The sequence below is a fragment of the Streptomyces sp. NPDC086835 genome (assembly GCF_044745705.1).
Lineage (GTDB): Bacteria > Actinomycetota > Actinomycetes > Streptomycetales > Streptomycetaceae > Streptomyces.
The window spans coordinates 1-23433 of the sequence record NZ_JBIVAU010000020.1 but is presented as its reverse complement, the minus strand read 5'-3'; the positions used below and the strand labels follow the sequence as shown (position 1 = coordinate 23433).

Below are 23433 nucleotides of genomic sequence, written 5' to 3'. Positions count from 1 at the left end.
GCCTCGGCGCTCCCTGCCGAAAGGCGCCGGCGGAGGACGTCGGGAGGTGCCTCAACCAGCCTGCGTTTGCGGGTGGTTGGTTGCCGCAGGCGAGGGAGTGCCTGTCCACGCACGCCGCTGCGAGGCCCGGACCGGGGAGCGACAGCAGGAACGCTCAACACGACTCTTGCCGTATCGTTCAACAATCCCCTACCTTGGCGTGACCGTACACCGACAGATGCTCCCCTCCCGCTCTCCTCCCCCAGCGAGGTGCAGATGAGCACGCCACAGGTCCAGCCGAAGCACGCCCGACTTCCCGAGGACACCGGCACGTTCGCCTGGCTGCGCGCCCTCGGCCCACGGGGCCGGCGCGCCTTCGGCGGCGCGTTCGGCGGTTACGCCCTCGACTCGTACGACTACTTCACCCTGCCGCTGAGCATGGTGGCGATCTCCGCGTACTTCAGCCTCGACAACGGCAGGACCGGTCTCCTCACCACCGTCACCCTGGTCGTCTCCGCGGTCGGCGGCGCCCTCGCCGGCATCCTCGCGGACCGTGTCGGCCGGGTGAAGGCACTGATGGCGACGGTGATCACGTACGCCGTGTTCACCGTGCTCTGCGGCTTCGCGCCCAATTACGAGACGCTGCTCGTCTTCCGTGCCCTGCAGGGCCTCGGCTTCGGCGGCGAGTGGGCGGTCGGCGCGATCCTCGTCGCCGAGTACGCCACGGCCAAGCACCGCGGCCGCACGCTCGGCGCGGTACAGAGCGCCTGGGCGGCCGGCTGGGCGCTCGCCGTGATCGTCTACACACTCCTCTTCCGGTTCGTCGACCCCGACACCGCGTGGCGCGTGCTGTTCTGGACCGGCGCGCTGCCCGCACTGCTGGTGATCTATGTGCGCCGCAATGTGAGCGACGCCCCGAAGGCGGCGGAACTGCGCCGCGCCGGCACCGCGCGCGGATCGTTCACCACGATCTTCAAGAAGGACCTGCTGCGCACCACGCTGTTCGCCACACTGCTGTCCACGGGCGTCCAGGGCGGCTACTACACGCTCGCCACCTGGGTGCCCACCTATCTGAAGACCGAACGCGGGCTGACGGTCGTCGGCACCGGCGGGTACCTCACGTTCCTCATCTCCGGCGCCTTCGTCGGGTATCTGACCGGCGGCTATCTCACCGACCGGATCGGCCGCAAGAAGAACATCGCGTTGTTCGCCGTGCTGTCCTCGGTGGGGATCCTCGCCTACACCAACATTCCTCCGGGCTCCAACGGCCTGCTGCTCCTGCTCGGTTTCCCGCTCGGGTTCTGCATGTCGGCCATCTTCAGCGGCTTCGGTTCGTTCCTGAGCGAGCTGTACCCGACGGCGGTGCGCGGCACCGGGCAGGGCTTCACGTACAACAGCGGCCGCGCGGTGGGCGCGTTCCTGCCCACGCTCGTCGGTTTCCTGTCCGACAGCTGGGGTGTGGGCGGTGCCCTGGTCCTCGGCGCCGCCGGCTACGGCCTCGCCGTGCTCGCCCTGACCGGCCTGCCGGAGACGCGCGATCGCGAACTCCTCTGATCTGCCGCGCAACGGCCGGGCTGGGCGGGTGACTTGCCGCCTGCCGGACGCGCCACCGTCAGTCTCCCGTTCCCGGCCCGAGATGCGCGCCGGGAACGGCCGGTGACATCGCCGCGAGCGCCGCGGACAGGGCGAGTTCCGCGCTGCGGTCGAGGCGGGCGCTCGTGCCACGGGCCCAGTGGTGCACCTCGTCACCGGCGAGCCGCAGCAGCTGCGGCAGCAGGTCGGTGCAGCGGCGGCCCACCCAGGCCGTGCCCGCCGTCGCCAGCCACAGCAGCGACGCCGCCGTGGTGGGATGCGGTTGGTCGGGCTCGGCGTCCGGTGGGTGGCCGTCGGCGAGACCGCGGGCGGCGAGCAGTTCGTAGAAGCGCCGGGCGAGCAGCCGGTGGCCGCGCTCGCCGGGGTGCAGGCGGTCGGCGCTCCACATGGCGCGGTCCGCCACCCATCCCGCGTCGGCTGCGTGCAGGTGGACGGTGTCGTAGCGGCCGGACAGCGCGTGCACCACTGCGTTGACCGCCCGCTGGCGTCTGGCCAGCGGGCGGGCGAGCGGGGCCGGCAGGCCGAACATGGCGCCGGGGTCGGGCAGGCACGCCGTCAGCAGCACGGTCCCGCGCCCGGCGAGCGCGGACGTGACGTGGTCCAGCCGCCGGGCGACGTCGGCTATGTCGAAGGTGCGGCGCAAGGTGTCGTTCACGCCGACGACGACGGACGCGATGTCCGGTGCGAACGCGAGAGCGGCGGGCGCCTGAACCTCGGCGACGTCCTTACTGAGGGCGCCGCTGACGGCGAGGTTGCGGAAGACCACGGACGTGCCGGCGCCGCCGATCGCGTCGGCGAGCAGCACCGCCCATCCCCGCCGGCCGCCTTCGACGGGATCACCGACGCCGGCGGTCAGCGAGTCTCCGAGCGCCGCGAACCGTACGGTCCGCGCGGCACGCGCGCCCGGAGCGGCACCCGTGCGGCGGGACGGCGCGGCCGGGCAACCGGGACCGTGGGCCTGCTCGACCGTACGGGGCCCGATGCCCCCTTCCCTCGCCGTCGCGGGCGCCCGGAGGCAGTCGGGCGTGCCGGCCGGCGTCATCGTGTGCTCCCGGGGCCGGCCGCCGGGTCCCCGGCCGGCAGCGCCTGGTGTGCCGTGAGGAACGCGGTCACCGACCGCTGCCAGTCGAAGAGTTCGGCCCGCGCCCGTGCCGCCCGGCGGCGCGCCTGATCCGGGCGGGCGAGCAGGTCCAGGACAGCGGCCGCGAAGTCCGCGCCCGTGTCGGCCGCTGCCACTCCCGCGTCACCCACGACCTCCGGCAGCGCCGACGAGGCGCTGGCGACGACCGGGGTGCCGCAGGCCAGCGCTTCGAGGGCGGAGAGCCCGAAGGTCTCGGCCGGCCCGGGGGCCAGACACACGTCGGCCGCCGCCTGGAGGTCGGCGACCGCTTCCCGGTCGGGGACATGGCCGAGGAAGTGGACGGGCAGCCGGTCCGCGTGTGCCCGGCGTACGAGCGAGGCCTTCAGCGGCCCGTCGCCCGCGACGACCATCGACGCCCGCATGCCCCTCTCGCGCAGTGCGGCGAGCGCGTCGAGGGCAGTGGCGGGACGTTTCTCCACGGACAGCCGCGAACACAGCAGGAGCAGTACGTCGGCTCCCGCCGCGTGCCGTGCGCGCAGCAACGCGCTGCGCCGCTCCGGCCGGCAGCGTCGCAGGTCGACCCCGAGAGGTGCGCGCACGACATTGCGCGCCCCGATCCGTACGAACTCCCGCTCCGCCCACTCCGTCGTGCAGACGATCCGTGAATAGGCCCATGCGCTGCGGCGGTTGAGCCGGTCCGCGGTGGCGGCGGCGACGGACTCGGCAAGGCCCCAGGTGCGCAGCACTCCGTCGGCGGTCTCGTGCGAGACCATCACCGAGGGGATCCGCCGCCTCCGCGCCCACTCGCCGGTCCAGCGCAGGGTGGTGCGGTCGGAGACCTCGAGCCGGTCGGGCGCCAGTTCCTCCAGCAGCCGCCGGAGCCGGCGCCGCCCGGCGAGCACCCGGTAACCGCCGGTGCCGGGGATCTCCGGTCCGGGCAGGGTGATGACGCGCCCCTGCTCGGTCGGCCGGTCGCTCTCCACCTCACCGGGGACGACGAGCACCGGCTCGTGGCCCGCTGCCAGGTAGCCGCGGCCGAGTTCGGCGAGCGCGGTGCGCAGCCCTCCGGACGAGGGCGTGACGAAGTTCGCCAGACGTACGATGCGCAGCCCGCGTCCCTCGCTCATGCGGCCACCGCCGTACGCGCGCCGAGCACATCGGCGTAGTGGTCGAGCAGCAGGTCCCCGACCACCGCCCAGGTCCGGCCCTCGACGGCGGCGAGCCCGGTCCGCCCGTACGCAGCGCGCAGGGCGGGGTCGCCGGCGAGCGCTGCGGCCGCCGTACGTACGGCGTCGGCACTGTGCGGCGCCACGAGCAGCCCGGTCCGGCCGTGCGCGACGAGGTCGAGCGGGCCGCCTGCGGCCGGCGCGATCACGGGAAGCCCGCTTGCCATGGCCTCCTGCACGGTCTGGCAGAACGTCTCGTACGGGCCTGTGTGCGCGAAGACGTCCAGCGAGGCGAAGATCCGGGCGAGATCGTCCCCGGTCCGCCGGCCGAGGAACACGGCACCGGGCAGGGCGGCGCGCAGTGCCGTCCCGCTGGGGCCGTCGCCGACGACGACGAGCCGTACGCCCGGTAGCGCACAGACCCCGGCGAGGAGTTCGACGTGCTTCTCGGGTGCGAGCCGGCCGACGTATCCGACGATCACCTCGCCGTGCGGCGCGAGCGTGCGGCGCAGCTCCTCGTCCCGCAGTTGCGGCCGGAATCGTGTGGTCTCCACGCCGCGCGGCCACAGCCGCACCCGCTCGACACCGTGTTCCTCGAGGTCGCGCATGGCGGCGGTGGACGGCGCGAGGGTGCGGTCGGCGGCACCGTGCACGGCCCTGATACGCCGCCATGCGGCGCCCTCCCCCGCTCCTACATAGGTGCGCGCGTAACCGGCCAGGTCCGTCTGGTAGACGGCGACGGCCGGCAGGCCGAGGCGCGTCGCGGCGGCCATGCCGCGCACCCCGAGCACGAACGGGCCGGCGAGGTGGACGAGGTCGGCCCGGTGCGCGGTGATCGCCGCCGCGACCCGCCGGCTCGGCAGGGCGACGCGTACCTGCGGATAGCCGGGCAGCGGCAGCGAGGGCACGCGCACCACCGGGTAGGGGGCGGCCGCGTCACAGCTCGTCGCCCCGGCCGCGGCCGGGGCGACGACGAGCGGTTCATGACCGCGGGCGGCGAGATGCCGGGCGGTCTGCTGGGCGCAGTGCGCCACACCGTTGACGTCTGGCGGAAAGGATTCTGTGACGATGACGACACGCATACCCGTGTTGTCGTCGGCCCCGAAGTGGCTGCGACAACGTGGATCTTTCCGTATGTGGAACGTCCCGTGAGCGTTTGTGTCCGGGCCGGGTGTCAACCGGTGTCAGCTGCCGCGATCGCCGCGGATCGCCCTCCCCCGCAGGCGTCGGACGGTCGGGCGGCGCCGTTCCAGGACCCCGAGGCGTCGGGGTCCGTCACGGGCCGTGTGTCACACCGTCGGCCGGTCCGGGCCGATCCGGCTCCGTACGGCGGTCTGCACCTCGGCCTCCTCCGCGGGATCGGCGGCGAGCCGGCGCAGCCGGTCGGCGACGCGTACGTCACCTGTCTCCGCGTGGAGTGCGGCGACTTCTCTGGTGGTCTCCTCGCAGTCCCACAGGCATTCGACGGCGAAGCCGGTGGCGAAGGAGGGGTCGGTCGTGGCGAGGGCACGGGCGGCGCGGCCCCGCAGATGCGAGGAGGCGGTCTCCCGGTACACATGGCGCAGGACGGGGGCGGCGCAGGCGATGCCGAGCCGTCCCGCCCCGTCGACCAGGGTCCACAGCCGGGGCGAGTCGGGTCCGTCGCCCCGCACCGTCTCGCGCAGGGCGCCGAGGACGAGCTGCGCGTCGGCGGGGACGCCCCGGCAGGCGAGCACGCCGGCCGCGGAGGCACCCAGGGCGTCGGGGCGGTGCACCCAGGCCCGTGCTCGCTCGACGGCCTCCTCGCCGCACATCCGCTCGAAGGCGGCGACGGCGGCTTCGGCGACGGTCGTCGAACCGGCGCCCACGGCGGTCTCGATCAGGTCGAGGACGACGGCGTCGCGTGACTCGGCGAGGTAGTGGAGGGCGGCGCAGCGCGCGCCGTCCGAGCCGCCGCGGGCCGCTTCGACGATGGCGGGCCGGTCCTCAGGCCCCGCGACGGCGGTCAGGCACCGGGCGGCCGGGACGTGCAAGGCGCTGCCTCGCTCCAGGCCCTCGTCCGCCCAGTCCAGGACGGCCTGGACGCTCCAGCCGGGCCGGGGCCCGGAGGGTCGCATCTGGCGTTGCCAGCGGTCGAAGGAACCTGCTTCCTGCGCGGCCCTGATCCTGGCGCCCACGGCTTCCCGCGCGTCCTCCGCCCACAGCCGCCAGGGCCGCGGCTCGAAGGAGTCCCGCACGGCGGCGGCCAGTTCGGCGTCGCCTTCGGGGGTCGCGGGGAACCGGGACAGGACGGGGAGGGCCAGTGCCCGCAGCCCCGCGTCGTCGTCGCGGAGGGCGAGCTCGTCGAGCGCCCAGGCCCAGTTGGCGCCGTTCCTCGCGTACTGCCGCAGCAGGGCGAGTGCGTCGCCCCTGCCGTAGGAGGCGAGATGTCCGAGCACCGCGAGGGCCAGGCCGGTTCGGCACTCCTCGGTGTCGAGGTGGTCGTCGGCGTCGCACAGGTGCCGCTCGATCTCCTCGAGGCTGCCGTGGAGATCGAGGTAGAGGCGTGCGTAGTAGAGGGAGCGGTTCTCGACCTGCCAGTCGTGGCGGGGGTCGTTGAGCACGCAGTGGTTGAGGGCGGCGAGTGCTTCGGCCCGCGGGGCCGCGAGCGCGTGCAGCGTGCCGTCGCCACGGCCCCTCTGCAGCAGGCCGAGCAAGGTGCCGCTCGGCGCTATGACTGGATCGAACATGGAAAATGCCTCACATCAAGCTGTCGACGCAACCGGGGACTGGTGTGCCTAGGCCACGCAGCAGCATGCAGGGCCGCCCGTCGTCGTACGCGTCTTCCGCTCGGTGTAGACCATCTTCCTCTGCCTCTCTTCGGTGGCCCCAGGGGAAACTCCCGGTTGATGTCGTCCGGGATGGGGCTGACGTCATGATGACCCACCCATTTCGCCACCGCGACCACATTTACGGCGCCCCCCGCGGTGGCCCTTGCACAGCTGCCCGCGAGCCGCTCAGCGGCCTTCGAACAGCTCCAGAAGATCTGTCTTCCCGAACATCCGCGCGGTATCCGCCGCGGACGGGGTGCCTGCCTTGGGGTCGGCGCCTCCGGCGAGCAGAGCGCGGATGACGGCGTCCTCCCCCTTGAAGACGGCGCCGGCGAGAGGGGTCTGCCCGCGGTCGTTGGCCCGGTTCGGTTCTGCGCCGCGGGCGAGGAGCGCCTCCACGGCGGCCGCGTGGCCGTGGTAGGCGGCGAGCATGACGAGCGTGTCGCCCTTGTCGTTGGTGAGGTCGGCCGGGACGCCGGCGTCGACGTACGCGGCGAGCGCCTCGGTCTCCCCCTGGCGCGCCAGGTCGAAGACCTTGGTCGCGAGTTCGATCACTTCGGGGTCCGGGACCTCACTCATCGGACGTACCGCCTTTCACCGTTTGACCTGGTCCGCACGGCAGGAGCAGCCGTACGAGTGAATCGACAGGGTACTGCCCGGCGGCCGACATGACGCGGCGCGGCGGTGGCAATGGATCCCGCCGCGGAGGCACTGTGCCGCGCGGTCCTGCCCTCTGCCCGCCGGGCAACGACCGGCTGCCCGCCAGTGCAGTGAAATGCCAAGAATTTCACTCTTTTGCACCTTTTGTCGCATAGATACTTTCGGTAAGCCTGGAAGAACTCATGGTGACTGTCCCCTCACCCAGGAGAACCTCATGATTCTGTCCATGTCAGGCGTCGTGCTGCTCGGCATCATCGTCTTCCTGTTCTTCAGGAAGGACGGCCTCAAGGCCTCGCACGCGCTCGTCTCAGCGCTGTTCGGCTTCTTCCTCGCCGGCACCGCGATCGCCCCCAGCATCCAGGCAGGCACGACGAGCCTGGCCGGTCTGCTGGGCGGGATCAAGTTCTGACCGCCTGTCCCTTCGGCACCCACAGGAGACGATGTGGCCCGGCGTCCACTCCCCCGCATTCTGAGCAGCGGCAGCGCGCAGATCACCCGCAGCCGAGAGATCGCGCGCACGGCCGCCGACAGCGCCACGGACGTCCTCCATCCGCTGATCACGGTCTCCCGCGGTCTGCGGAAGCTCGCCGCGAAGGGCCGGCAGAAGTGGGCCGGCACCCCCAAGGAGCGGCGTGGTCCGACCCTGTTCCTTGTCGCCGCCTGCATCCTGGTGGTCGCGCTCATCCCGTACGGGCCACTGGTCGCCCTGATCACGGTGATGGCCGCGGCCGCCTGGCAGGGCCGCGTCAGGACGCCGGTCAGGACCGGACCCGACGAGGCGGAGACCGCCCGGCTGCGGGCGCTGTACGAGGCACTCGTCCCGTACTTCTCCGTCCCCGAGGACCCGGCTCCGCTGTTCGCCCACGGCGGTCAGTGGGGCAAGGCCTTCAGTGAGTACGAGTTCGACGGAAACGGCCGCCTCACCCGGCTACGCGTCACATACCCCGCGTACTTCACCGACGGCGAGGCAACTGCCCGGGCCCGGATCGAGCAGCTGCTGCACGCGAAGTCCGGCCGCGGGCGCGAATACCTCTTCACCTGGGACGAGGAGGGCAACGAGCTCGTGATGAGCGTGCTGCCCGCCCTGTCCACGGGCATCGCCGCCCAGCGCTTCGTCACCGTCCCCGGCGAGACCGTCCTCGGCTTCACCGACGCCGACGCGGTCCAGCGCACGGTGCCGGTCATGATGGGTGACGAGACCGTCCAGGCGCCCCCGGTCGTCTGGCGCACCGGCCCCCGCTCCACAGAGCCGCACCTACTGGCCGTCGGCGAGCCGGGCAGCGGCACCACGACCCTTCTCCGCTCCATCGCCCTGCAGGCGCTGCAGCACGGGGACGTACTGATCGTGGAGGGCAGCGGAACCGGCGAGTACGCCTGTCTCACCGGCCGTGCGGGCGTGCTGGCCGTCGAATGCGGTCTCACCGGCGCGCTGTCGAGCCTGGAGTGGGCCGCCCACGAGACGGAGCGGCGGCTCATCGCCGCCAACCGGGCCCGGCAGGCCGGGCAGCCGGCCCCCGAGGACACCAGGCGGCCGCTTTGGATCCTGGTGGACCGGCCCAGCGTCTTCGGACACCTGGCCGCGGCCGACGGGCACATGGACCCCCAGGAGCTGCTGTCCGTGCCGCTGCGGCACGGACGGGCCGCGCAGGTGACGGTGGTCGTGGCCGAGCAGTTCGACAGCGTCGGCGCGCTGACCGAGGCGGTACGCACCCACACCCGTGCCCGGGTGGTGCTCGGCGGGGCCGGCGTCGACGACATCCGGTCCGTGCTCGGGGAGACCCCACGCACCACGCCCGTCTCCGACGTCCCGGCCGGCCGGGGTTACGCACGGCTGGGCAACGGCCCGGTCCTGCGGCTCCAGGTCCCGGCGACGCCCGACCCGTTCGACGACGCGACGACGGAGGCCCACCGGCAGGCGGTCCTGGCCCTCCTGCCCGCCGGGCCGGACACCCCGGAAGCTCCTCCGGCGCCGCCGGCGATCCCGGCGAAGCCGCTCTTCCCGCCCACGGTCCCGGCGGAACCCTAGGGCCTCTCGGCACAACGCCGTCGGACCGGGCGATCGCCCGGTCCGACGGCGTTGTGCAGGGGCACCGGGGCGCCTACGCCACGAACGTGCGCGGGGCCTCCGTGCCCGTAGTCGCTCCCTTGGAGACCAGACGCGCCGCCGCGGCGAGGCGGGCCGCCGCCTCCTCCGCCACCGGGCCGCCCACGGTGAACGGCAGTCGTACGTAGCCCTCGAAAGCGCCGTCGACTCCGAAGCGCGGCCCCGACGGCACCCGGACGCCGACGCGCTCGCCGACCTCGGCGAGGCGGGAGCCGGAAAGGCCCCCGGTGCGGACCCAGAGGGTGAGGCCGCCGCGCGGGACGTCGAACTCCCAGGCCGGCAGTTCCTTGCGCACCGCGGCAACGAGCGCGTCACGGTTGTCGCGGGCCTGCTCCCGGCGGATGGAGACGGCCTCGGTCCAGCCACCGGTGCGCATCAGCCAGTTGATGGCGAGCTGCTCCAGGACGGGCGTGCCGAGGTCGGCGTAGGCGCGGGCGGCGACGAGTGAGCGGATCACGTCGGGGGCGGCGCGGACCCAGCCGATCCGCATGCCGGCCCAGAAGGCCTTGCTGGCCGAGCCGACGGTGAGGACCGTGGAGCCCGCCGGGTCGAACGAGCAGACGGGCGGGGGCATCTCGATGTCGGGATCGAGGTGCAGTTCCGACATGGTCTCGTCGACGACGAGCACCGTCCCTGCCGAGCGGGCGGCCTCGACCAGGGCGCGGCGCTGGTGCTCGTCGGCGAGCGCGCCGGTGGGGTTGTGGAAGTCGGCGACCACGTACGCGAGCCGCGGCGCGGCATCGCGCAGCACCTGGCGCCAGCGGTTCAGGTCCCAGCCGGTGAGGCCTTCCGCCATGGCGACGGGCACGAGCCGTGCGCCGGCCTCGCGCATCAGCTGGAGGATGTTGGCGTAGGAGGGCGATTCGACGGCGATGCGCTCGCCCCGGCCGGCGAACAGGTGGCAGATCGCGTCGATGGCGCCCATCGCGCCGGTGGTGACCATGATCTGTTCCGGCATGGTCGGGATGCCGCGTTCCGTGTAGCGGTCGGCGAGCATCTGGCGCAGGGCGGGCAGACCGGCGGGGTAGTCGCCGTGGGTGTGGGCGTAGGGCGGCAGCTCCTCGAGGGCGCCCTGGACGGACCGGGTCAGCCACGGCTCCGGCGCGGGCAGGGCGGCACAGCCCAGGTCGATCATGGAGCCGAGCGACTCCGGGGGCAGGGGCTCGAGACCGCGGGCGGGCAGCGGGTTCCCGGCGGGTACGGCGGTCCAGCTGCCGGCGCCCCGGCGGGACTCGAGGAAGCCCTCGCCGCGCAGCGCCTCGTACGCGGCGGCGACGGTGGTGCGGCTGACCGAGAGGGACAGCGCCAGTTCCCGCTCGGCGGGCAGCCGTGCCGCGACCGGGACGCGGCCCTCGAGGACGAGCAGGCGGATGCCGTCGGCGAGCGCGCGGTAGGCGGGTGGCTTGCGGGTGCCGGGTCCCGCGGGGCGCGCCTGCTGGGAGGTGAGCTGTCGGGCGAGCTGGGCCGCGCCCACGGCAGAAGTCCACTGCGTCATGGAAGTCGGTCCACCTTCCTCGAATTGGCCATGGTTGCCGGTCGTTCCATAGCCACAGAGTGTCATGCATCAGTCCACGAACACCAGACAGGGGGCGCCATCGTGTCCGCGCATCTCACCCGCCGACTGCTTCAGCTGTACGTCGGCCTCGCGCTGTACGGAGCGAGTTCCGCCTTGCTGGTGCGCGCCGGCCTCGGCCTCGAGCCGTGGGGGGTGCTGCATCAGGGGCTGGCCGAGCTGACCGGGCTGACGATCGGCGTGGTGTCGATCATCGTGGGCGCCGTGGTGCTGCTGCTGTGGATACCGATCCGCCAGCGGCCCGGCCTCGGGACCGTGTCCAACGTGTTCGTCATCGGCATCGCCATGGACGCCACGCTGTCCCTCGTACCGCAGGTGACGACGCTCGTCGGGCAGATCCCGCTGATGGCCGCGGGCATCGTCCTCAACGGCGCGGCGACGGGCCTGTACATCGCGGCCCGTTTCGGACCGGGCCCGCGGGACGGCCTGATGACCGGCCTGCACCGGCTGACCGGCCGCTCGATCCGGCTGGTGCGCACCGCGATCGAGGTCGCCGTCGTCGCGACCGGCTTCGTGCTCGGTGGTTCCGTCGGCATCGGGACGGTGGCGTACGCGCTGGCGATCGGGCCGCTGGCGCAGCTGTTCCTGAGGCTGTTCGCCGTCCCGGAGACGGACGGACGCAGCACCGTGGTCGCCACCGGGTCACCCTCGCAGGCCATACTGCCGCGGTGACCCGCATACGCCACCCCTATCTGGACCACCCCGCGACGCTCGCCTTCGCCCACCGTGGCGGCGCGGCCGACGGCATCGAGAACACCGCGGCGGCCTTCCGGCGGGCCGCCGCGGCCGGATACCGCTACTTCGAGACCGATGTGCACACGACGGCGGACGGACACCTCGTCGCCTTCCACGACCCCACGCTGGACCGGGTGACCGACGCCAGCGGGCGGATCGCCGCCCTGCCGTGGAGCGAGGTACGCAGAGCGAGGGTGGCGGGCCGCGAGCCGCTGGCGCTGTTCGAGGAGCTGCTCGAGGAGTTCCCCGACGCCCGGTGGAACGTGGATCTGAAGGCGGAGTCCGCGCTGGTGCCGCTGGTGGAGCTGATCCGCCGGACGGCGGCCTGGGACCGGGTGTGCGTCGGCTCGTTCTCCGAGGCCCGGGTGGCCCGGGCGACGCGGCTCGCGGGTCCGCGCCTGGCGACCTCGTACGGGGTGCGGGGCGTGCTCGGCCTGCGGCTCGGTTCCTACGGGATACCGGCGGCGGTGCGCAGCGGCGCGGTGTGCGCGCAGGTGCCGGAGACGCAGGGCGGGATCCGCGTGGTGGACCGGCGTTTCGTGCGCGCGGCCCACCGGCGGGGTCTGCAGGTCCATGTGTGGACGGTGAACGACGCCGACCGGATGGCCCGGCTCCTGGACCTTGGCGTGGATGGCATCATGACCGATCATCTTGAGACGTTGCGCACGGTGCTGACCGACCGGGGAGTGTGGGTCTGATCGCGCCCGCGCGGCCGCGGGGGCACCGGCGCCTTCGACGGCATGAGCGAGGGGGCGCCGAGTGACTGCGGACACGGCGGACAGCACGGAGGGCACCGGCGAGGACGAGAGCGCACGCAGACGCGAACAACGGGGCTGGTACTTCTACGACTTCGCGTGCTCCGTCTATTCGACGAGCGTGCTCACCGTCTTCCTCGGGCCCTATCTGACGTCGGTGGCGAAGGCCGCGGCGGACGCCGACGGCTTCGTCCATCCCCTGGGCATCCCGGTGCGTGCGGGTTCCGTCTTCCCGTACGCGGTGTCGGTCTCGGTGCTTCTCGCGGTGCTGATCATGCCGCTCGCCGGGGCGGCCGCGGACCGTACGGGCCGCAAGAAGCCGCTGCTCGCCGTCGCCGCGTACGTGGGTGCGGCGGCGACGACCGGGATGTTCTTCCTGGACGGCGACCGCTATCTGCTGGGCGCGCTCCTGCTGATCGTGGCGAACGCCGCGCTGGCCGTGTCGATGGTGCTCTACAACGCGTATCTGCCGCAGATCTCCGGCCCGGAGGAGCGTGACGCGGTGTCGTCGCGCGGCTGGGCCTTCGGCTACACGTCCGGTGCCCTCGTGCTGGTGCTGAACCTGATCGTCTACTCGGGCCACGAGTCGTTCGGCCTCTCCGAGGGCGACGCGGTCCGCGTCTGCCTGGCTTCCGCCGGTCTGTGGTGGGGCGCCTTCACGCTGATCCCGCTGCGCCGGCTGCGTGACCGCAGGATCGCACCGTCGGGCGAGGGTGCGGTCGGCTCGGGTTGGCGGCAGCTCGTCTCGACGCTTCGGGACATGCGCCGGCACCCCCTCACCCTCTCGTTCCTGCTCGCGTACCTCGTCTACAACGACGGCGTGCAGACGGTCATCTCGCAGGCCTCCGTCTACGGCTCGGAGGAACTGGACCTGGACCAGACCACCCTGATCACCGCGGTGCTGCTGGTGCAGGTGCTCGCGGTCGCGGGGGCTTTGGGCATGGGCAGGCTGGCCCGTACGTACGGGGCGAAGCGCACGATCCTCGCCTCGCTCGCGGTGTGGACCCTGATCCTGGCGGCGGGGTACTTCCTGCCCACCGGCGAGCCGGTGTGGTTCTACTGCCTCGCGGCCGGCATCGGACTGGTCCTGGGCGGCAGCCAGGCGCTGTCGCGGTCGCTGTTCTCGCATCTCGTGCCGCGGGGCAAGGAGGCGGAGTACTTTTCGGCCTACGAGATGAGCGACCGGGGACTCAGCTGGCTCGGACCGCTCGTCTTCGGCCTGGCGTATCAGATGTCGGGCAGCTACCGTGACGCGATCATCTCTTTGGTGATCTTCTTCGGAGCGGGATTCGTGCTGCTCGCGAGGGTTCCGGTGAGGCGTGCGGTGGCCGCTGCGGGGAACCCGGTACCGGAGCGGATTTAGACGCCTGAGTGAAAGGCCGGTAGTGTACGCCTTTGGCTTGCCAGGCGGACCGTTACTGCGTGCTGGAATAGTGAAATCAGTGGGTGACACTTTCTGTCAGATGTGACAAACCGGGCACTGGTGGGTACCCCAACCAATGGCAAAGCAGCGGCACGACGGGCGACGCATGACCCGGAACGGGAATCTTTACCGCCGACCGGACGTTGACCGGATGACGACGACAGCGACACCTGTCCTGTGGGCGACAAGCCCGGGAGGCACGATTCATGAGTGAGCGAGCTCTCCGCGGCACGCGACTTGTGGTTACCAGCTACGAGACGGACCGCGGCATCGACCTGGCCCCGCGCCAGGCGGTGGAGTACGCATGCCAGAACGGACATCGTTTTGAGATGCCGTTCTCGGTCGAGGCGGAGATTCCGCCGGAGTGGGAGTGCAAGGCGTGTGGCGCCCAAGCACTCCTGGTCGACGGGGACGGCCCCGAAGAGAAGAAGGGCAAGCCGGCGCGCACGCACTGGGACATGCTGATGGAGCGGCGTACCCGCGAGGAGCTGGAAGAGGTGCTGGCCGAACGGCTGGCGGTCCTTCGTTCCGGCGCCATGAACATCGCGGTGCACCCGCGCGACAGCCGCAAGTCCGCGTAGCGCGTTCAGGCGCGCGAAGCGAGCAGCACGAGAGCCGCGGGGGGGGGCCCCCCCCCCGGGGGGGGGGGGGGGGGGGGGGGGGGGGGGGGGGGGGGGGGGGGGGGGGGGGGGGGGGGGGGGGGGTGGGGGGGGGGGGGGGGGGGGGGGGGGGGGGGGGGGGGGGGGGGGGGGGGGGGGGGACGTAGGGCGCCCCCCCCCGCCCCCCCCCCCCCCGCCGCGCCGGCCGGCGCGGCCCCCCCCCCCCCCCCCCCCCCCCCCCCCCCCCCCCCCCCCCCGGGGCCCCCCCCCCCGCGGCTCTCGTCGTGTCGGCATCCGGGGACCTGGGGGCTTCGCGCGGCCTGGTGCGGCGCCCGGACGTCAGAGAAGGGGCCGCACCGGCACCGGTCCGGCGAGGATCAGGGGGTCAGCGGGGGCCGTCGGCCAGTTTCGTCGTCGCGGGGCCGCGTGCCGTCCTCGCGGATGACCTCGCCCTGGACGACCTTGCCGTCCGGGCGGCGCATGCGGGCCTGCTGGAACGCGTCGCCGAGACCGCCGGCCCTCGCGGCGTTCATCCGCCGCTCCAGCGAGCGTTCGGCGGCCCGGCCCAGACGTGCCCGGACCGGCGGCACCAGAAGCAGCAGACCGGCCACGTCCGAGACGAGGCCCGGCAGCATCAGCAGCAGACCGCCGAGCATCAGCAGCCCGTTGCCCTCGGCGCGCCCGGGCGGCACGGCCTCCTGGCTGCCCGTCTGCTGCTGAAGTGTCGCGGTGAGGTTGGCGAAGGCCCGCCGCCCCGCCCTCTTGACCACCACGGCACCGAGCACCGCGGCGCCGACGAGCAGCCCGAGGACGGCGAAGCCGCCCGCCACGTCCGCCACGACGGTCAGCAGCCAGATCTCCAGGACCAGCCAGGCGGCGAGGGCCAAGGGGACGAAGGAGCGGGCGCGGGAGCGCCTCGGGGCGGTCGGGGGCGGTGCGCCGGTCGTCATGCCCCCAGTGTGCCTGGGCGCCTGCCGGAGCGGCGTAAGGGGGTGGTCAGGAAGATCGGGGAGGCCGGGGCGGTGACCCCTTGCGGCCGAGGAGGCGGCCGGCCCGCTCCTCCACGCCCCACGCGGTGACACGCCACAGGGCCTCGACGACGATGTCCCTGTTCATCTTCGAGTCGCCCAGCTCCCGCTCGACGAAGGTGATCGGGACCTCGACGACATGGAATCCGGCGGCCACGGCCCGCCGGGCCAGGTCGACCTGGAAGCAGTAGCCCTGGGAGGCGACGTCGTCGAGCCCCAGGCCTTCCAGGGTCTCGGCGCGGAAGGCCCGGAAGCCGCCCGTGACGTCCCGCAGCGGCACACCGAGCAGCAGACGGGAGTAGGTACTGCCGCCGCGCGAGAGGATCTCGCGGTGCTTGGGCCAGTTGACGACACGCCCGCCGGGTACCCAGCGGGACCCGAGGACGAGATCGGCGCCCTTGAGGGCGGTCAGCAGCCTGGGCAGTTCCTCGGGCTGGTGGGAGCCGTCGGCGTCCATCTCGACCAGGACGCCGTAGTCGTGCTCGATGCCCCAGCGAAAGCCGGCCAGGTAGGCCGCGCCGAGCCCTTCCTTGCCCTTGCGGTGCAGGACGTGCACCTGCTCGTCCTGCACGGCGAGCTCGTCGGCGAACTTGCCCGTGCCGTCAGGACTGTTGTCGTCGGCGACGAGCACGTCCGCGTCGGGCACGGCGGCGCGCACCCGGGAGACGATCGACCGGATGTTCTCGGCTTCGTTGTAGGTGGGAATGATCACCAACGCTCGGCCGAGCGGGCCGTACCGCCTCCCCTGGGGTCCACCATGGGGAACCGCACCACCGTCGTTCACTGCTGCCCCTTAAAGTCCGTCGCAGAGCCCAACCATAGCGAGCCCCCGCGGGGCGCTCCCGGCGGCACGGATCTTCGCGGCTGCGGCGGAACGACGAGGGCGCCACGCAGGGGACGGAACGGTGCGCGGGGCCGGCCGGACGCAGCGGATCGGGCCCGGCGTCCTTCGGGCCGACCTGGGGCCCGCTGGCTGCGGGTCGACCGAGAGCCGTTGTCTACTGAACGCCGGGCCCCACCCGGGTCTCACCTGCCGACCGGCGGAAACCTTCCCTCTGCCCCCGAGGCGCGGGCGCTGAACCTGGCTCCCAGCGGTGGTGCGCCGGTGCGGCACACCACCCCATGACCCAGCGGCGTTCGACGACTTGCGTGGAGGTTGCCGGTCGGAGTTCTTCGGTGGACTGTCCCGAACCTACCGGCCGGTGGCCGCTCGCTGTCAACAGTCGCCTGATCAGCGAGAATTACCGGAACCGCCAGGTCAGAGGCGAAGATCCGCAGGTCGAGGCGGAACGACGGGAACGCGGCCCGGCGGTGCGAAATGTCCTTACGTCACCCGTTCGGTCCCTCGAAGACGGTTCGTCCGCCCACCACCGTCCGGACGCATACGGGCAGTTCGGCACCGGGTCCGAGGTCGGGCAGACCGGGCGTGCCGGAGCGCGGGTCGGTGGACCAGCGGGCGACCCGGTCGTCGGGCGCCTGGACGATCAGGGCCCCGGTGCGCCAGACCGCGTAGTCGGCCGGGGCGCCCGGCACGAGCACGCCGGCGTCGTCGTGGCCGACGGCACGCCAGCCGCCGCGGGTATGGGCGGTGAAGGCCGCCCGTACGGAGATGCGGTGCTCGGGCGTCCGGTGGAAGGCGGCGGCCCGTACCGTGCCCCACGGGTCGAGGGGGGTCACCGGGCTGTCGGAGCCGAACGCGAGCGGCACACCGGCGCGCAGCAGCGCCGCGTACGGGTTGAGGGTGCGTGCCCGCTCGGCGCCCAGGCGCCGGGCGTACATGCCGTCCTCGCCGCCCCAGGCCGCGTCGAAGGCGGGCTGGACGGATGCGGTGAGGCCGAACTCGGCGAAGGCGGCGATGGTTTCCGGGGTGAGCATCTCGACGTGCTCGATCCGGTGCCTCGCGGCACGGACCCGCTCGAGCCCGAGCCGGTCGGCCGCTGCCCGGACACCGTCGACGACCGTGCTCAGGGCGGCGTCGCCGATGGCGTGGAACCCGGCCTGCAGCCCCGCCCGGGTGCACGCGGTCACATGGGCGGCGACGGCCGCCGCGTCGAGATGGGCGCTTCCGGTGGTGGCGGGGGCGTCGGCGTACGGGGCGTGCAGGCACGCGGTGTGCGAGCCGAGCGAGCCGTCGACGAACAGGTCCCCTGCCGCGCCGGAGGCGCCGAGTTCGCGGATGCGCCGGGCGTCCTTCTCGTCGGTGACCTGTTCGGCCCAGTAGCCCACGACCCGAGGGCCCGGCTCCGAACGGGAGAGCACGAGCAGGGACGTGAAATCGGCCTCGTCGGAGATCTCGGGGCCCGCGCACTCGTGGATGCTGCCGATGCCGAGGGACGCGGCGCGGGAGAGCGCTTCCCGCTGCGCCGCCCGCCGTTGGGCGGGGGTGACGGCCGCATGGGCGGCGGCGCGCACGGCGTGGTGCGCCGCCGCGGTCAGCGGGGCGTCCGGGTGGAAGCCGGCCAGGCCGGTGACGCCGGGAACGAGGTCGAGCAGCGCGGTGGTGACGACCGCCGAGTGGACGTCGACCCGCGGCAGGTACAGCGGCCGTCCACCGGCCGCCTCGTCCAGTTCCGCGCGGCTCGGGGGCCTCTGCTCGGGCCAGCGAGTCGCGTCCCAGCCGTGCCCGAGAAGGACCTGGCCGGCGGCGGGGTGGGCGGCGCCGTACTCCCGTACGAGGCGGAGGGCCTCGGCGAGGGAGGTCGCACCTGACAGGTCGAGGCCGGTGAGGGCGAGGCCGGTCGAGGTGGTGTGAACGTGGGCGTCGGTGAACGCGGGAGTGACCAGGGCCCCTTCGAGGTCGACCACTTCGTCGACGCCGGTGGCGAATGCGTCGGCGGCGCCTTCCGAGCCCACCCAGGCGACGTGTCCCTTCTCGACGACCATCGCGGTGGCGAAGGGGTCGGCGGGGCTGTGGACTTCTCCACCGCGCAGCAGCACGGTGCGGTGTTCGCTCTGGGGGGCGGTGCTCTCGGTCATGGAGCAAGCCTAGAGAGCCGGTGGGCACGCCCCGTACCGGGCCGGTGGTCCACGGCCACGGGCCTTGGACCACCGGGTGTCAGATCCGCGGCGGGCGGGCCTCGTAGGGGGTGGAGAGGACGACCGTGGTGCGGGTGGAGACACCGGAGAGCGAGCGGATACGGGTGAGCAGGTGCTCCAGTTCGAGGGGCGTCGAGACGCGCACCTTGAGGATGTAGTTCTCGTCACCGGCGACGCTGTGGCAGGCCTCGATCTCCGGCACGCCGGCGAGCCGGTCCGCGATGTCGTCGGGAGCGCTGGGGTCGAACGGCTTCACCGAGATGAACGCGGTGAGCGGCAGCCCGACGGCCTCCGGGTCGACGACCGCCGCGTAGCCGCGGATGACGCCCCGCTGCTCGAGGCGGCGGACGCGCTGGTGCACCGCCGATGTGGACAGGCCGGTGGCCTTGCCCAGGTCGGTGTAGCTCATCCGCCCGTCCTTGACGAGCAGGTCCACGATCTGACGATCCAGCTCCTCCATGCGGATCAACCTATGGCCCTGGATCGCTTCCGGCACAGTCCCGGAGCGTCCGGACGGGCGCCAGAGGCCTCCATGTGACCAACGCCACAGGTTTGCCCGGCCGATGCGCCGTGACCCCACGGTTACCCGACCGGCACGGTGGGCATTGCTTGCTGTGGTCGAGGCCGCACATGCCTGGTCGGCCCATCCAAGGGGGAGATTCTCCATGCAGAGTGTCAAGAATGTGTCTTCCAAGACCGGACGTACCGAACCGGAGCCTGTTGATCCGGCCGAGCCGGACGAGACGGACGTCCTGGACGCGTACGACACCTTCGAGATGTACCGGGTGATCTGCCCGGACTGCGCTCAGCCGATCGCGCTGCTGGCGGACGAGGACGTCCTGCCCGAGCACGCGCTGTGCCCCACCCCGTGGAACCCGTTCGGCCTGACGGTCTGCTCGGGCACCGGCCGGGACGCCGCCCTCGCCCGTCCCGCCGACGAGTCGCTGGAGGCCCAGGAGCAGGACACCGCGCTCCTGCTGACGCTGCCGCAGGGCCTTGACTGGCGCACCCAGCCGTTCTCGCACGTCGGCGGCCCCGGCTCACGGCCGCTGAAGGTGCCGCCGATGCGACGGGCCGCCTGAAGGACGTGCCCCGGGGAGCCCGACGCGCTCCCCGGACAGTGAGCGTGACCGCACACGTGCCCCGGGGGCCGCACGCGCTCCCGGCGCCGTATGAACGCGACCGCGCAGGTCCCGCGCCGAGGTCGGCGGGTGGTGTAGCCCCTGCACTGGCGCTCGAATAGTCCTGCCGGTAACCGCTTCCGCGCGTGGCGCGTTGGCCGGGCATGAGCCTGCACCCCCCGACCACGCAAGGCCGTCGGCGCCTCGTCGTGCCCGTTCGTGAAGAATCGGTTCCGCGCCCGGCCGATCCGCCCATCTACCGTGAGCTTCTCCAACTCTGGGCGAGCCGGGGCAGAACGCTGCCGGGGCGCCGCGACCCCGAGTGGGTCAGACTCGCGGCGCCGCCGGCGGAGAGCGGGCGGGTCAGCGCGTCTCAGGGCCGGCCAGGTGGCGGGCGATGACCATCCGCTGGATCTGGTTCGTCCCCTCGACGATCTGCAGCACCTTGGCCTCGCGCATGAAGCGCTCCACGGGGAAGTCCTGCGTGTAGCCGTAGCCGCCGAGGACCTGGACGGCGTCGGTGGTGACGCTCATCGCCGCGTCCGTGCAGAACAGCTTCGCCATGGCGGCCTGCCGGGAGAACGGCTGTCCCGCGTCCCTCAGCCGGGCAGCGGCGAGGTACAGCGCGCGCCCCGCCTCGATCCGGGTGGCCATGTCCGCGAGCATGAAGCGCAGGCCCTGGAAGTCGGCGATGGGACGTCCGAACTGCTTGCGTCCGGTGGCGTAGTCGAGCGACTCGTCCAGCGCGGCCTGCGCGACACCGATGGCGCAGGCGGCGATGCCGAGACGGCCCGAGTCGAGGGCGGACAGCGCGATGGCGAAGCCTTGGCCCTCCTCACCGATACGGCGCGAGTCGGGGATCCGGACCCCGTCGAAGTGGAGCTGGGCCGTGGGCGATCCCTTCATGCCCATCTTCTTCTCGGGTGCCGCGGGGTTCAGCCCCGGCGCGTCGCCCGGCACCAGGAACGCGGTGATGCCGCGCGGGCCTTCCACGCCGGTGCGGGCGAGGACCGTGTAGAAGTCGGCGACACCGCCGTGGGTGATCCAGGCCTTCGTCCCGGTGATGACCCAGTCGTCGCCGTCCCGGACCGCCTTGGTGCGCAGCGACGCGGCGTCGGACCCGGAGGCGGGCTCGGAGAGGCAGTAGGCGCCGAGCAGACCGCCGCCGAGCATCGCGGGCAGATGCTCGCCCTGCTGCTCCTTGGTGCCGTATCCGGCCAGCGCATGACACGACAGGGAATGGACGCTCACGCCGAGACCGACGGTGAGGCGGGCCGCGGCGAGCTCCTCGAGGACCTGGAGATACACCTCGTACGGCTGGTCCCCGCCGCCGAACTCGGAGTCGTAGGGAAGGCCGAGCAGTCCTGATTCGGACAGCAGCGAGAAGATCTCGCGCGGGAAGTGCCCGGCGTCCTCCTCCTCGGCCGCGCGCGGGGCGATCTCCCGCTGGACGATGTCGCGGACCAGGGTGATCAGATCCCTGGCCTCTTCGGTGGGCAGCTGACGGTCCACCGGCTGCGGGGCGCGGTCGGGCATGGCGGCGCTCTCCTCCCTGTCGGGCGCTGCGGCGGTCACGCGCGAAGGGTGTGGGCGCGCCGCCGGTTGTTCTGCCAGGCCGATGGTGCCCTTCCGGATCACGAAAGAGGCTGCATAGCGGCTTGTGGCGCGCATGAGTATGCCCGATCGGAAGGCGGGCGTCACGGGTGTGCCGGAGGCGAAAGCCGCAGCCCGCGGGGCGCTTCCCGGGAGGTGAGGGCGTCGCGGGCGACAGGCGTGGGACTAGATCAGACCGACCTGGGTGATGAGCATGGCCAGGACCACGACGAGCGTCCAGCCGAGGACGTGCTCGAGGAGGTCGGGTCCGTCGTCCGGGCCGCCGGTGCGGGTCGTCGGCAGGGTGCGGTCGGCGGTTGCTGCGTTCGAGGTCATGGTGCGTCTCGTTCGGTCGTCCGGCAGGTGGCTCCCCCTGGGGATCTTTCGTCCGGATCGGGCGGAAGATCCTGGCCACACCACAGTGCCAGCGGCGGAGGCCCCCGGGGTAGAGACATTCGTCACTGCCGTCGGGGGCCGCGCGGTGCGTCAGTGGACGCCGACGGCCGCCAGAGCCGCACGCTGGGCGGCCGTGGGGTGTGCGGGCCAGTACAGATAGCAGACGCCTCCTGTGCCGGAGACCACTTTCCCGCTCGCGTTGTAGCGCTTGGTACGGAGCCAGATCTTCTCCCACTCCGCACGGCGGTAGACGCGGCGCACCGCCTCGTTGCTCGGGGAAGCCGGGTCGTTGGCGATCACATCACCGTCGGCGGTGAAGCCGATCACCGTCATGAGGTGGCCGGCGGTGCCGTAGCCGGCCCCCGTCAGCTCCTCCTTCAGGAACGACTGGGACGTTATGGCCGGGATGCCGGCGGCGATCAGTGTCTCCAGGTCGGTCAGCGAGGTCAGCCGGGTGACGACGGCGCTCATGTCGCGGTAGGTCGCGGCATAGGCGGCGTTGAAGGGCCAGTTGCCGCAGCCTTCGTACTGGTGGTCGAAGGTGAAACGGGCGGCGTGACAGACCTGCGGATCGGCGAAGGCGGGATCGACCCACGCCAGGTCGTCGGCGGTGGGCCGGCGGCCCCAGTACTCGATGATCATCTGCGACGACGTGGGGCTGCACCATGCCTCGCCGCCGTTGTCGTACTCCGGGTACTGGCCCACGTGCATGTTCTGGGAGTACCTCGGCACGATCAGCTCGCGGGCGAGGCCCGGCTCCGACGCGGGCACGCCGAAGCGGTCCGGGATGTCGGAGGCCATCGCGCCCAGCCGCCACACCGTGGGCGTGAGGGAGGTCCCCGGCCGGCGGTAGAGCGTGAGCCGCAGCCGGTACGAGTCGAGGCGCAGCCCGCTCGCGGCGTCGTCGACGGAGAAGGTGTCCGTCCAGATGCTCGCCCTGCCGTCGCCCTGGTCGTCCACCGAGGTCCGGCGGATGTCCTGGTCACCCGCGGCCCAGCGGCCCATCACGAACCAGGGCGTCGCGGTGCCGTCCGAGTACGTGCCGCTCAGCTCCACCTGAAGCCATGTCCCGGCGGGGGTGTCCGCGTTCCAGGAGGCGATGACCTCGGTGGCGGGTACGCGTGAGCGGTGCACCGGCGATGTCCAGGTCGCGTACTCCCAGCTCGCGGTCGTGCCGGTGTGCGGGTCGGTGTAGTCGGCGGTGCCGACGGGCTGGGCGATCACCACTCCCGGACGGCTACCGGCGACGGCCTTGGTGCCGGCGCGGTCGCCGCAGCGCCAGTCCGTGTAGGAGGACCAGAAGCGGTTGTCGACGAGCGGCTGCGGGCGCCTGGCAGGAGCCGCGGGGACGGCGGCCGTACCGCTCGCGGCGGCCGCCCGGCCGGCGGCGACGGAAAGGGTTCCGGCGGTGGCGGCTACCGCGAGCGCGGCACCCAGAACGTCTCTGCGCGAAGTAGGTCTGGCCATGGGACCCCCAAGTAAGGAGCGCGACAGTGGGGCCACTATCGCGGTTCGCGCCTCGCTTCTGCCAGGGATTCGCCTCGCGTCGCACAAGCAATATTGGTCTGGTCCACCGGCGGCTGCGCCGTCCGGGTCAGGCAGGTGACCTGCGGCGCCGTACCGGACCGGCCTGCCGCGCCGGACAACTGCCTCTTACTGATCGTTTCAGAATGAAGTTCGTTGTGGGCCTTGGCAGTTGGGTGTTGCGTCGGCAGGATCTGTTGGGTGTCTGCTGATCTTGTGCCTGATGACCTGTGGGAACGTGTGGCTCCGCTGTTGCCTGCTCGTCCGCCGCGGCGGCA

21 protein-coding genes are annotated in these 23433 nt (G+C 72.7%); 8 read left to right on the top strand and 13 right to left on the bottom strand.

Annotated elements, in window-relative coordinates; all coding sequences use genetic code 11:
* The first annotated feature begins 255 nt into the window (after positions 1-255).
* Positions 256-1533 (top strand): MFS transporter, encoded by a 1278-nt coding sequence (locus ACIPJI_RS35395; protein WP_402251032.1) that lies wholly within the window; start codon positions 256-258, stop codon positions 1531-1533.
* 58 nt (positions 1534-1591) lie between these two features.
* On the opposite strand, the gene ACIPJI_RS35390 is transcribed toward ACIPJI_RS35395, so the two are convergent.
* The 5 genes from ACIPJI_RS35390 to ACIPJI_RS35370 form a co-directional block, all read right to left on the bottom strand.
* Complete coding sequence (locus ACIPJI_RS35390; RefSeq protein ID WP_402251030.1) at positions 1592-2614, bottom strand: SGNH/GDSL hydrolase family protein; 1023 nt, start codon at positions 2612-2614, stop codon at positions 1592-1594.
* On the bottom strand, positions 2611-3780 hold the full coding sequence (locus ACIPJI_RS35385; protein ID WP_402251028.1) for a glycosyltransferase: 1170 nt from the start codon (positions 3778-3780) through the stop codon (positions 2611-2613). The genes ACIPJI_RS35390 and ACIPJI_RS35385 overlap by 4 nt, the downstream gene beginning before the upstream one ends.
* The gene (locus ACIPJI_RS35380) at positions 3777-4901 is read right to left on the bottom strand and encodes a glycosyltransferase family 4 protein (RefSeq protein WP_402251026.1); all 1125 of its coding nucleotides are present in this window, start codon (positions 4899-4901) and stop codon (positions 3777-3779) included. Before ACIPJI_RS35380 ends, ACIPJI_RS35385 begins: the two co-directional genes overlap by 4 nt.
* Before the next feature lie 207 nt (positions 4902-5108).
* Positions 5109-6527 carry a HEAT repeat domain-containing protein gene (locus ACIPJI_RS35375; RefSeq protein ID WP_356625569.1) on the bottom strand — a complete coding sequence of 473 codons (1419 nt, stop codon included), beginning with the start codon at positions 6525-6527 and terminating at the stop codon, positions 5109-5111.
* Positions 6528-6794: 267 nt separating this feature from the next.
* Positions 6795-7187: an ankyrin repeat domain-containing protein gene (locus ACIPJI_RS35370; RefSeq protein WP_307705345.1), complete on the bottom strand. Its 393-nt coding sequence runs from the start codon at positions 7185-7187 to the stop codon at positions 6795-6797.
* 295 nt (positions 7188-7482) lie between these two features.
* Between ACIPJI_RS35370 and ACIPJI_RS35365 the strand changes: the two genes are divergently transcribed.
* Together ACIPJI_RS35365 and ACIPJI_RS35360 are read left to right on the top strand one after the other, a co-directional pair.
* Positions 7483-7677 carry a hypothetical protein gene (locus tag ACIPJI_RS35365; protein ID WP_005320068.1) on the top strand — a complete coding sequence of 65 codons (195 nt, stop codon included), beginning with the start codon at positions 7483-7485 and terminating at the stop codon, positions 7675-7677.
* A 33-nt stretch (positions 7678-7710) separates the two neighbouring features.
* The gene (locus ACIPJI_RS35360; protein ID WP_307705346.1) at positions 7711-9294 is read left to right on the top strand and encodes a hypothetical protein; all 1584 of its coding nucleotides are present in this window, start codon (positions 7711-7713) and stop codon (positions 9292-9294) included.
* A 73-nt stretch (positions 9295-9367) separates the two neighbouring features.
* Here ACIPJI_RS35360 and ACIPJI_RS35355 read toward each other — a convergent pair whose 3' ends face one another.
* Positions 9368-10867: a PLP-dependent aminotransferase family protein gene (locus ACIPJI_RS35355; protein WP_005320063.1), complete on the bottom strand. Its 1500-nt coding sequence runs from the start codon at positions 10865-10867 to the stop codon at positions 9368-9370.
* A 30-nt stretch (positions 10868-10897) separates the two neighbouring features.
* Between ACIPJI_RS35355 and ACIPJI_RS35350 the strand changes: the two genes are divergently transcribed.
* The 4 genes from ACIPJI_RS35350 to ACIPJI_RS35335 all read left to right on the top strand — a co-directional run bounded on the left by ACIPJI_RS35350 (position 10898) and on the right by ACIPJI_RS35335 (position 14439).
* Entirely contained in the window at positions 10898-11617 is a 720-nt protein-coding gene (locus ACIPJI_RS35350; protein WP_307710286.1) for a YitT family protein, read from the top strand.
* Positions 11614-12378, top strand: coding sequence for a glycerophosphodiester phosphodiesterase family protein (locus ACIPJI_RS35345; RefSeq protein ID WP_402251024.1), 765 nt, complete (start codon positions 11614-11616; stop codon positions 12376-12378). Before ACIPJI_RS35350 ends, ACIPJI_RS35345 begins: the two co-directional genes overlap by 4 nt.
* Positions 12379-12439: 61 nt before the next feature.
* On the top strand, positions 12440-13798 hold the full coding sequence (locus ACIPJI_RS35340) for an MFS transporter (protein ID WP_402251022.1): 1359 nt from the start codon (positions 12440-12442) through the stop codon (positions 13796-13798).
* A gap of 266 nt (positions 13799-14064) precedes the next feature.
* Complete coding sequence (locus ACIPJI_RS35335) at positions 14065-14439, top strand: RNA polymerase-binding protein RbpA (RefSeq protein WP_003959706.1); 375 nt, start codon at positions 14065-14067, stop codon at positions 14437-14439.
* A gap of 395 nt (positions 14440-14834) precedes the next feature.
* On the opposite strand, the gene fxsA is transcribed toward ACIPJI_RS35335, so the two are convergent.
* From fxsA to ACIPJI_RS35315, 4 genes are all read right to left on the bottom strand, one after another.
* The gene (fxsA, locus tag ACIPJI_RS35330) at positions 14835-15407 is read right to left on the bottom strand and encodes an FxsA family membrane protein (RefSeq protein WP_402251020.1); all 573 of its coding nucleotides are present in this window, start codon (positions 15405-15407) and stop codon (positions 14835-14837) included.
* Between the two features lie 46 nt (positions 15408-15453).
* The gene (locus ACIPJI_RS35325; RefSeq protein ID WP_307705351.1) at positions 15454-16269 is read right to left on the bottom strand and encodes a polyprenol monophosphomannose synthase; all 816 of its coding nucleotides are present in this window, start codon (positions 16267-16269) and stop codon (positions 15454-15456) included.
* Between the two features lie 545 nt (positions 16270-16814).
* On the bottom strand, positions 16815-18461 hold the full coding sequence (locus ACIPJI_RS35320) for an amidohydrolase (protein WP_402251019.1): 1647 nt from the start codon (positions 18459-18461) through the stop codon (positions 16815-16817).
* A gap of 79 nt (positions 18462-18540) precedes the next feature.
* Positions 18541-18981, bottom strand: coding sequence for an Lrp/AsnC family transcriptional regulator (locus ACIPJI_RS35315; protein WP_159693926.1), 441 nt, complete (start codon positions 18979-18981; stop codon positions 18541-18543).
* A 205-nt stretch (positions 18982-19186) separates the two neighbouring features.
* On the opposite strand from ACIPJI_RS35315, the gene ACIPJI_RS35310 reads away from it, so the two are divergent.
* A complete protein-coding gene (locus tag ACIPJI_RS35310; RefSeq protein ID WP_402251017.1) occupies positions 19187-19603 on the top strand; it encodes a hypothetical protein in 417 nt (138 codons plus the stop codon).
* 402 nt (positions 19604-20005) lie between these two features.
* On the opposite strand, the gene ACIPJI_RS35305 is transcribed toward ACIPJI_RS35310, so the two are convergent.
* From ACIPJI_RS35305 to ACIPJI_RS35295, 3 genes are all read right to left on the bottom strand, one after another.
* Positions 20006-21178: an acyl-CoA dehydrogenase family protein gene (locus tag ACIPJI_RS35305; RefSeq protein ID WP_307710287.1), complete on the bottom strand. Its 1173-nt coding sequence runs from the start codon at positions 21176-21178 to the stop codon at positions 20006-20008.
* Between the two features lie 243 nt (positions 21179-21421).
* The gene (locus ACIPJI_RS35300) at positions 21422-21571 is read right to left on the bottom strand and encodes an SCO1431 family membrane protein (protein ID WP_307705354.1); all 150 of its coding nucleotides are present in this window, start codon (positions 21569-21571) and stop codon (positions 21422-21424) included.
* Positions 21572-21721: 150 nt separating this feature from the next.
* Entirely contained in the window at positions 21722-23098 is a 1377-nt protein-coding gene (locus ACIPJI_RS35295) for a peptidase C39 family protein (RefSeq protein WP_402251015.1), read from the bottom strand.
* Positions 23099-23433 lie beyond the last annotated feature (335 nt).

What these genes read in the sequence shown, in the direction of transcription:
- fxsA (WP_402251020.1), bottom strand. Translation starts at nt 15,407, where the DNA reads ATGACGACCGGCGCACCGCCCCCGACCGCCCCGAGGCGCTCCCGCGCC.
- ACIPJI_RS35295 (WP_402251015.1), bottom strand. Translation starts at nt 23,098, where the DNA reads ATGGCCAGACCTACTTCGCGCAGAGACGTTCTGGGTGCCGCGCTCGCG.
- ACIPJI_RS35315 (WP_159693926.1), bottom strand. Translation starts at nt 18,981, where the DNA reads ATGGAGGAGCTGGATCGTCAGATCGTGGACCTGCTCGTCAAGGACGGG.
- ACIPJI_RS35300 (WP_307705354.1), bottom strand. Translation starts at nt 21,571, where the DNA reads ATGACCTCGAACGCAGCAACCGCCGACCGCACCCTGCCGACGACCCGC.
- ACIPJI_RS35385 (WP_402251028.1), bottom strand. Translation starts at nt 3,780, where the DNA reads ATGAGCGAGGGACGCGGGCTGCGCATCGTACGTCTGGCGAACTTCGTC.
- ACIPJI_RS35395 (WP_402251032.1), top strand. Translation starts at nt 256, where the DNA reads ATGAGCACGCCACAGGTCCAGCCGAAGCACGCCCGACTTCCCGAGGAC.
- ACIPJI_RS35370 (WP_307705345.1), bottom strand. Translation starts at nt 7,187, where the DNA reads ATGAGTGAGGTCCCGGACCCCGAAGTGATCGAACTCGCGACCAAGGTC.
- ACIPJI_RS35390 (WP_402251030.1), bottom strand. Translation starts at nt 2,614, where the DNA reads ATGACGCCGGCCGGCACGCCCGACTGCCTCCGGGCGCCCGCGACGGCG.
- ACIPJI_RS35380 (WP_402251026.1), bottom strand. Translation starts at nt 4,901, where the DNA reads ATGCGTGTCGTCATCGTCACAGAATCCTTTCCGCCAGACGTCAACGGT.
- ACIPJI_RS35305 (WP_307710287.1), bottom strand. Translation starts at nt 21,178, where the DNA reads ATGCCCGACCGCGCCCCGCAGCCGGTGGACCGTCAGCTGCCCACCGAA.
- ACIPJI_RS35310 (WP_402251017.1), top strand. Translation starts at nt 19,187, where the DNA reads ATGCAGAGTGTCAAGAATGTGTCTTCCAAGACCGGACGTACCGAACCG.
- ACIPJI_RS35320 (WP_402251019.1), bottom strand. Translation starts at nt 18,461, where the DNA reads ATGACCGAGAGCACCGCCCCCCAGAGCGAACACCGCACCGTGCTGCTG.
- ACIPJI_RS35335 (WP_003959706.1), top strand. Translation starts at nt 14,065, where the DNA reads ATGAGTGAGCGAGCTCTCCGCGGCACGCGACTTGTGGTTACCAGCTAC.
- ACIPJI_RS35355 (WP_005320063.1), bottom strand. Translation starts at nt 10,867, where the DNA reads ATGACGCAGTGGACTTCTGCCGTGGGCGCGGCCCAGCTCGCCCGACAG.
- ACIPJI_RS35350 (WP_307710286.1), top strand. Translation starts at nt 10,898, where the DNA reads ATGGTTGCCGGTCGTTCCATAGCCACAGAGTGTCATGCATCAGTCCAC.
- ACIPJI_RS35375 (WP_356625569.1), bottom strand. Translation starts at nt 6,527, where the DNA reads ATGTTCGATCCAGTCATAGCGCCGAGCGGCACCTTGCTCGGCCTGCTG.
- ACIPJI_RS35365 (WP_005320068.1), top strand. Translation starts at nt 7,483, where the DNA reads ATGATTCTGTCCATGTCAGGCGTCGTGCTGCTCGGCATCATCGTCTTC.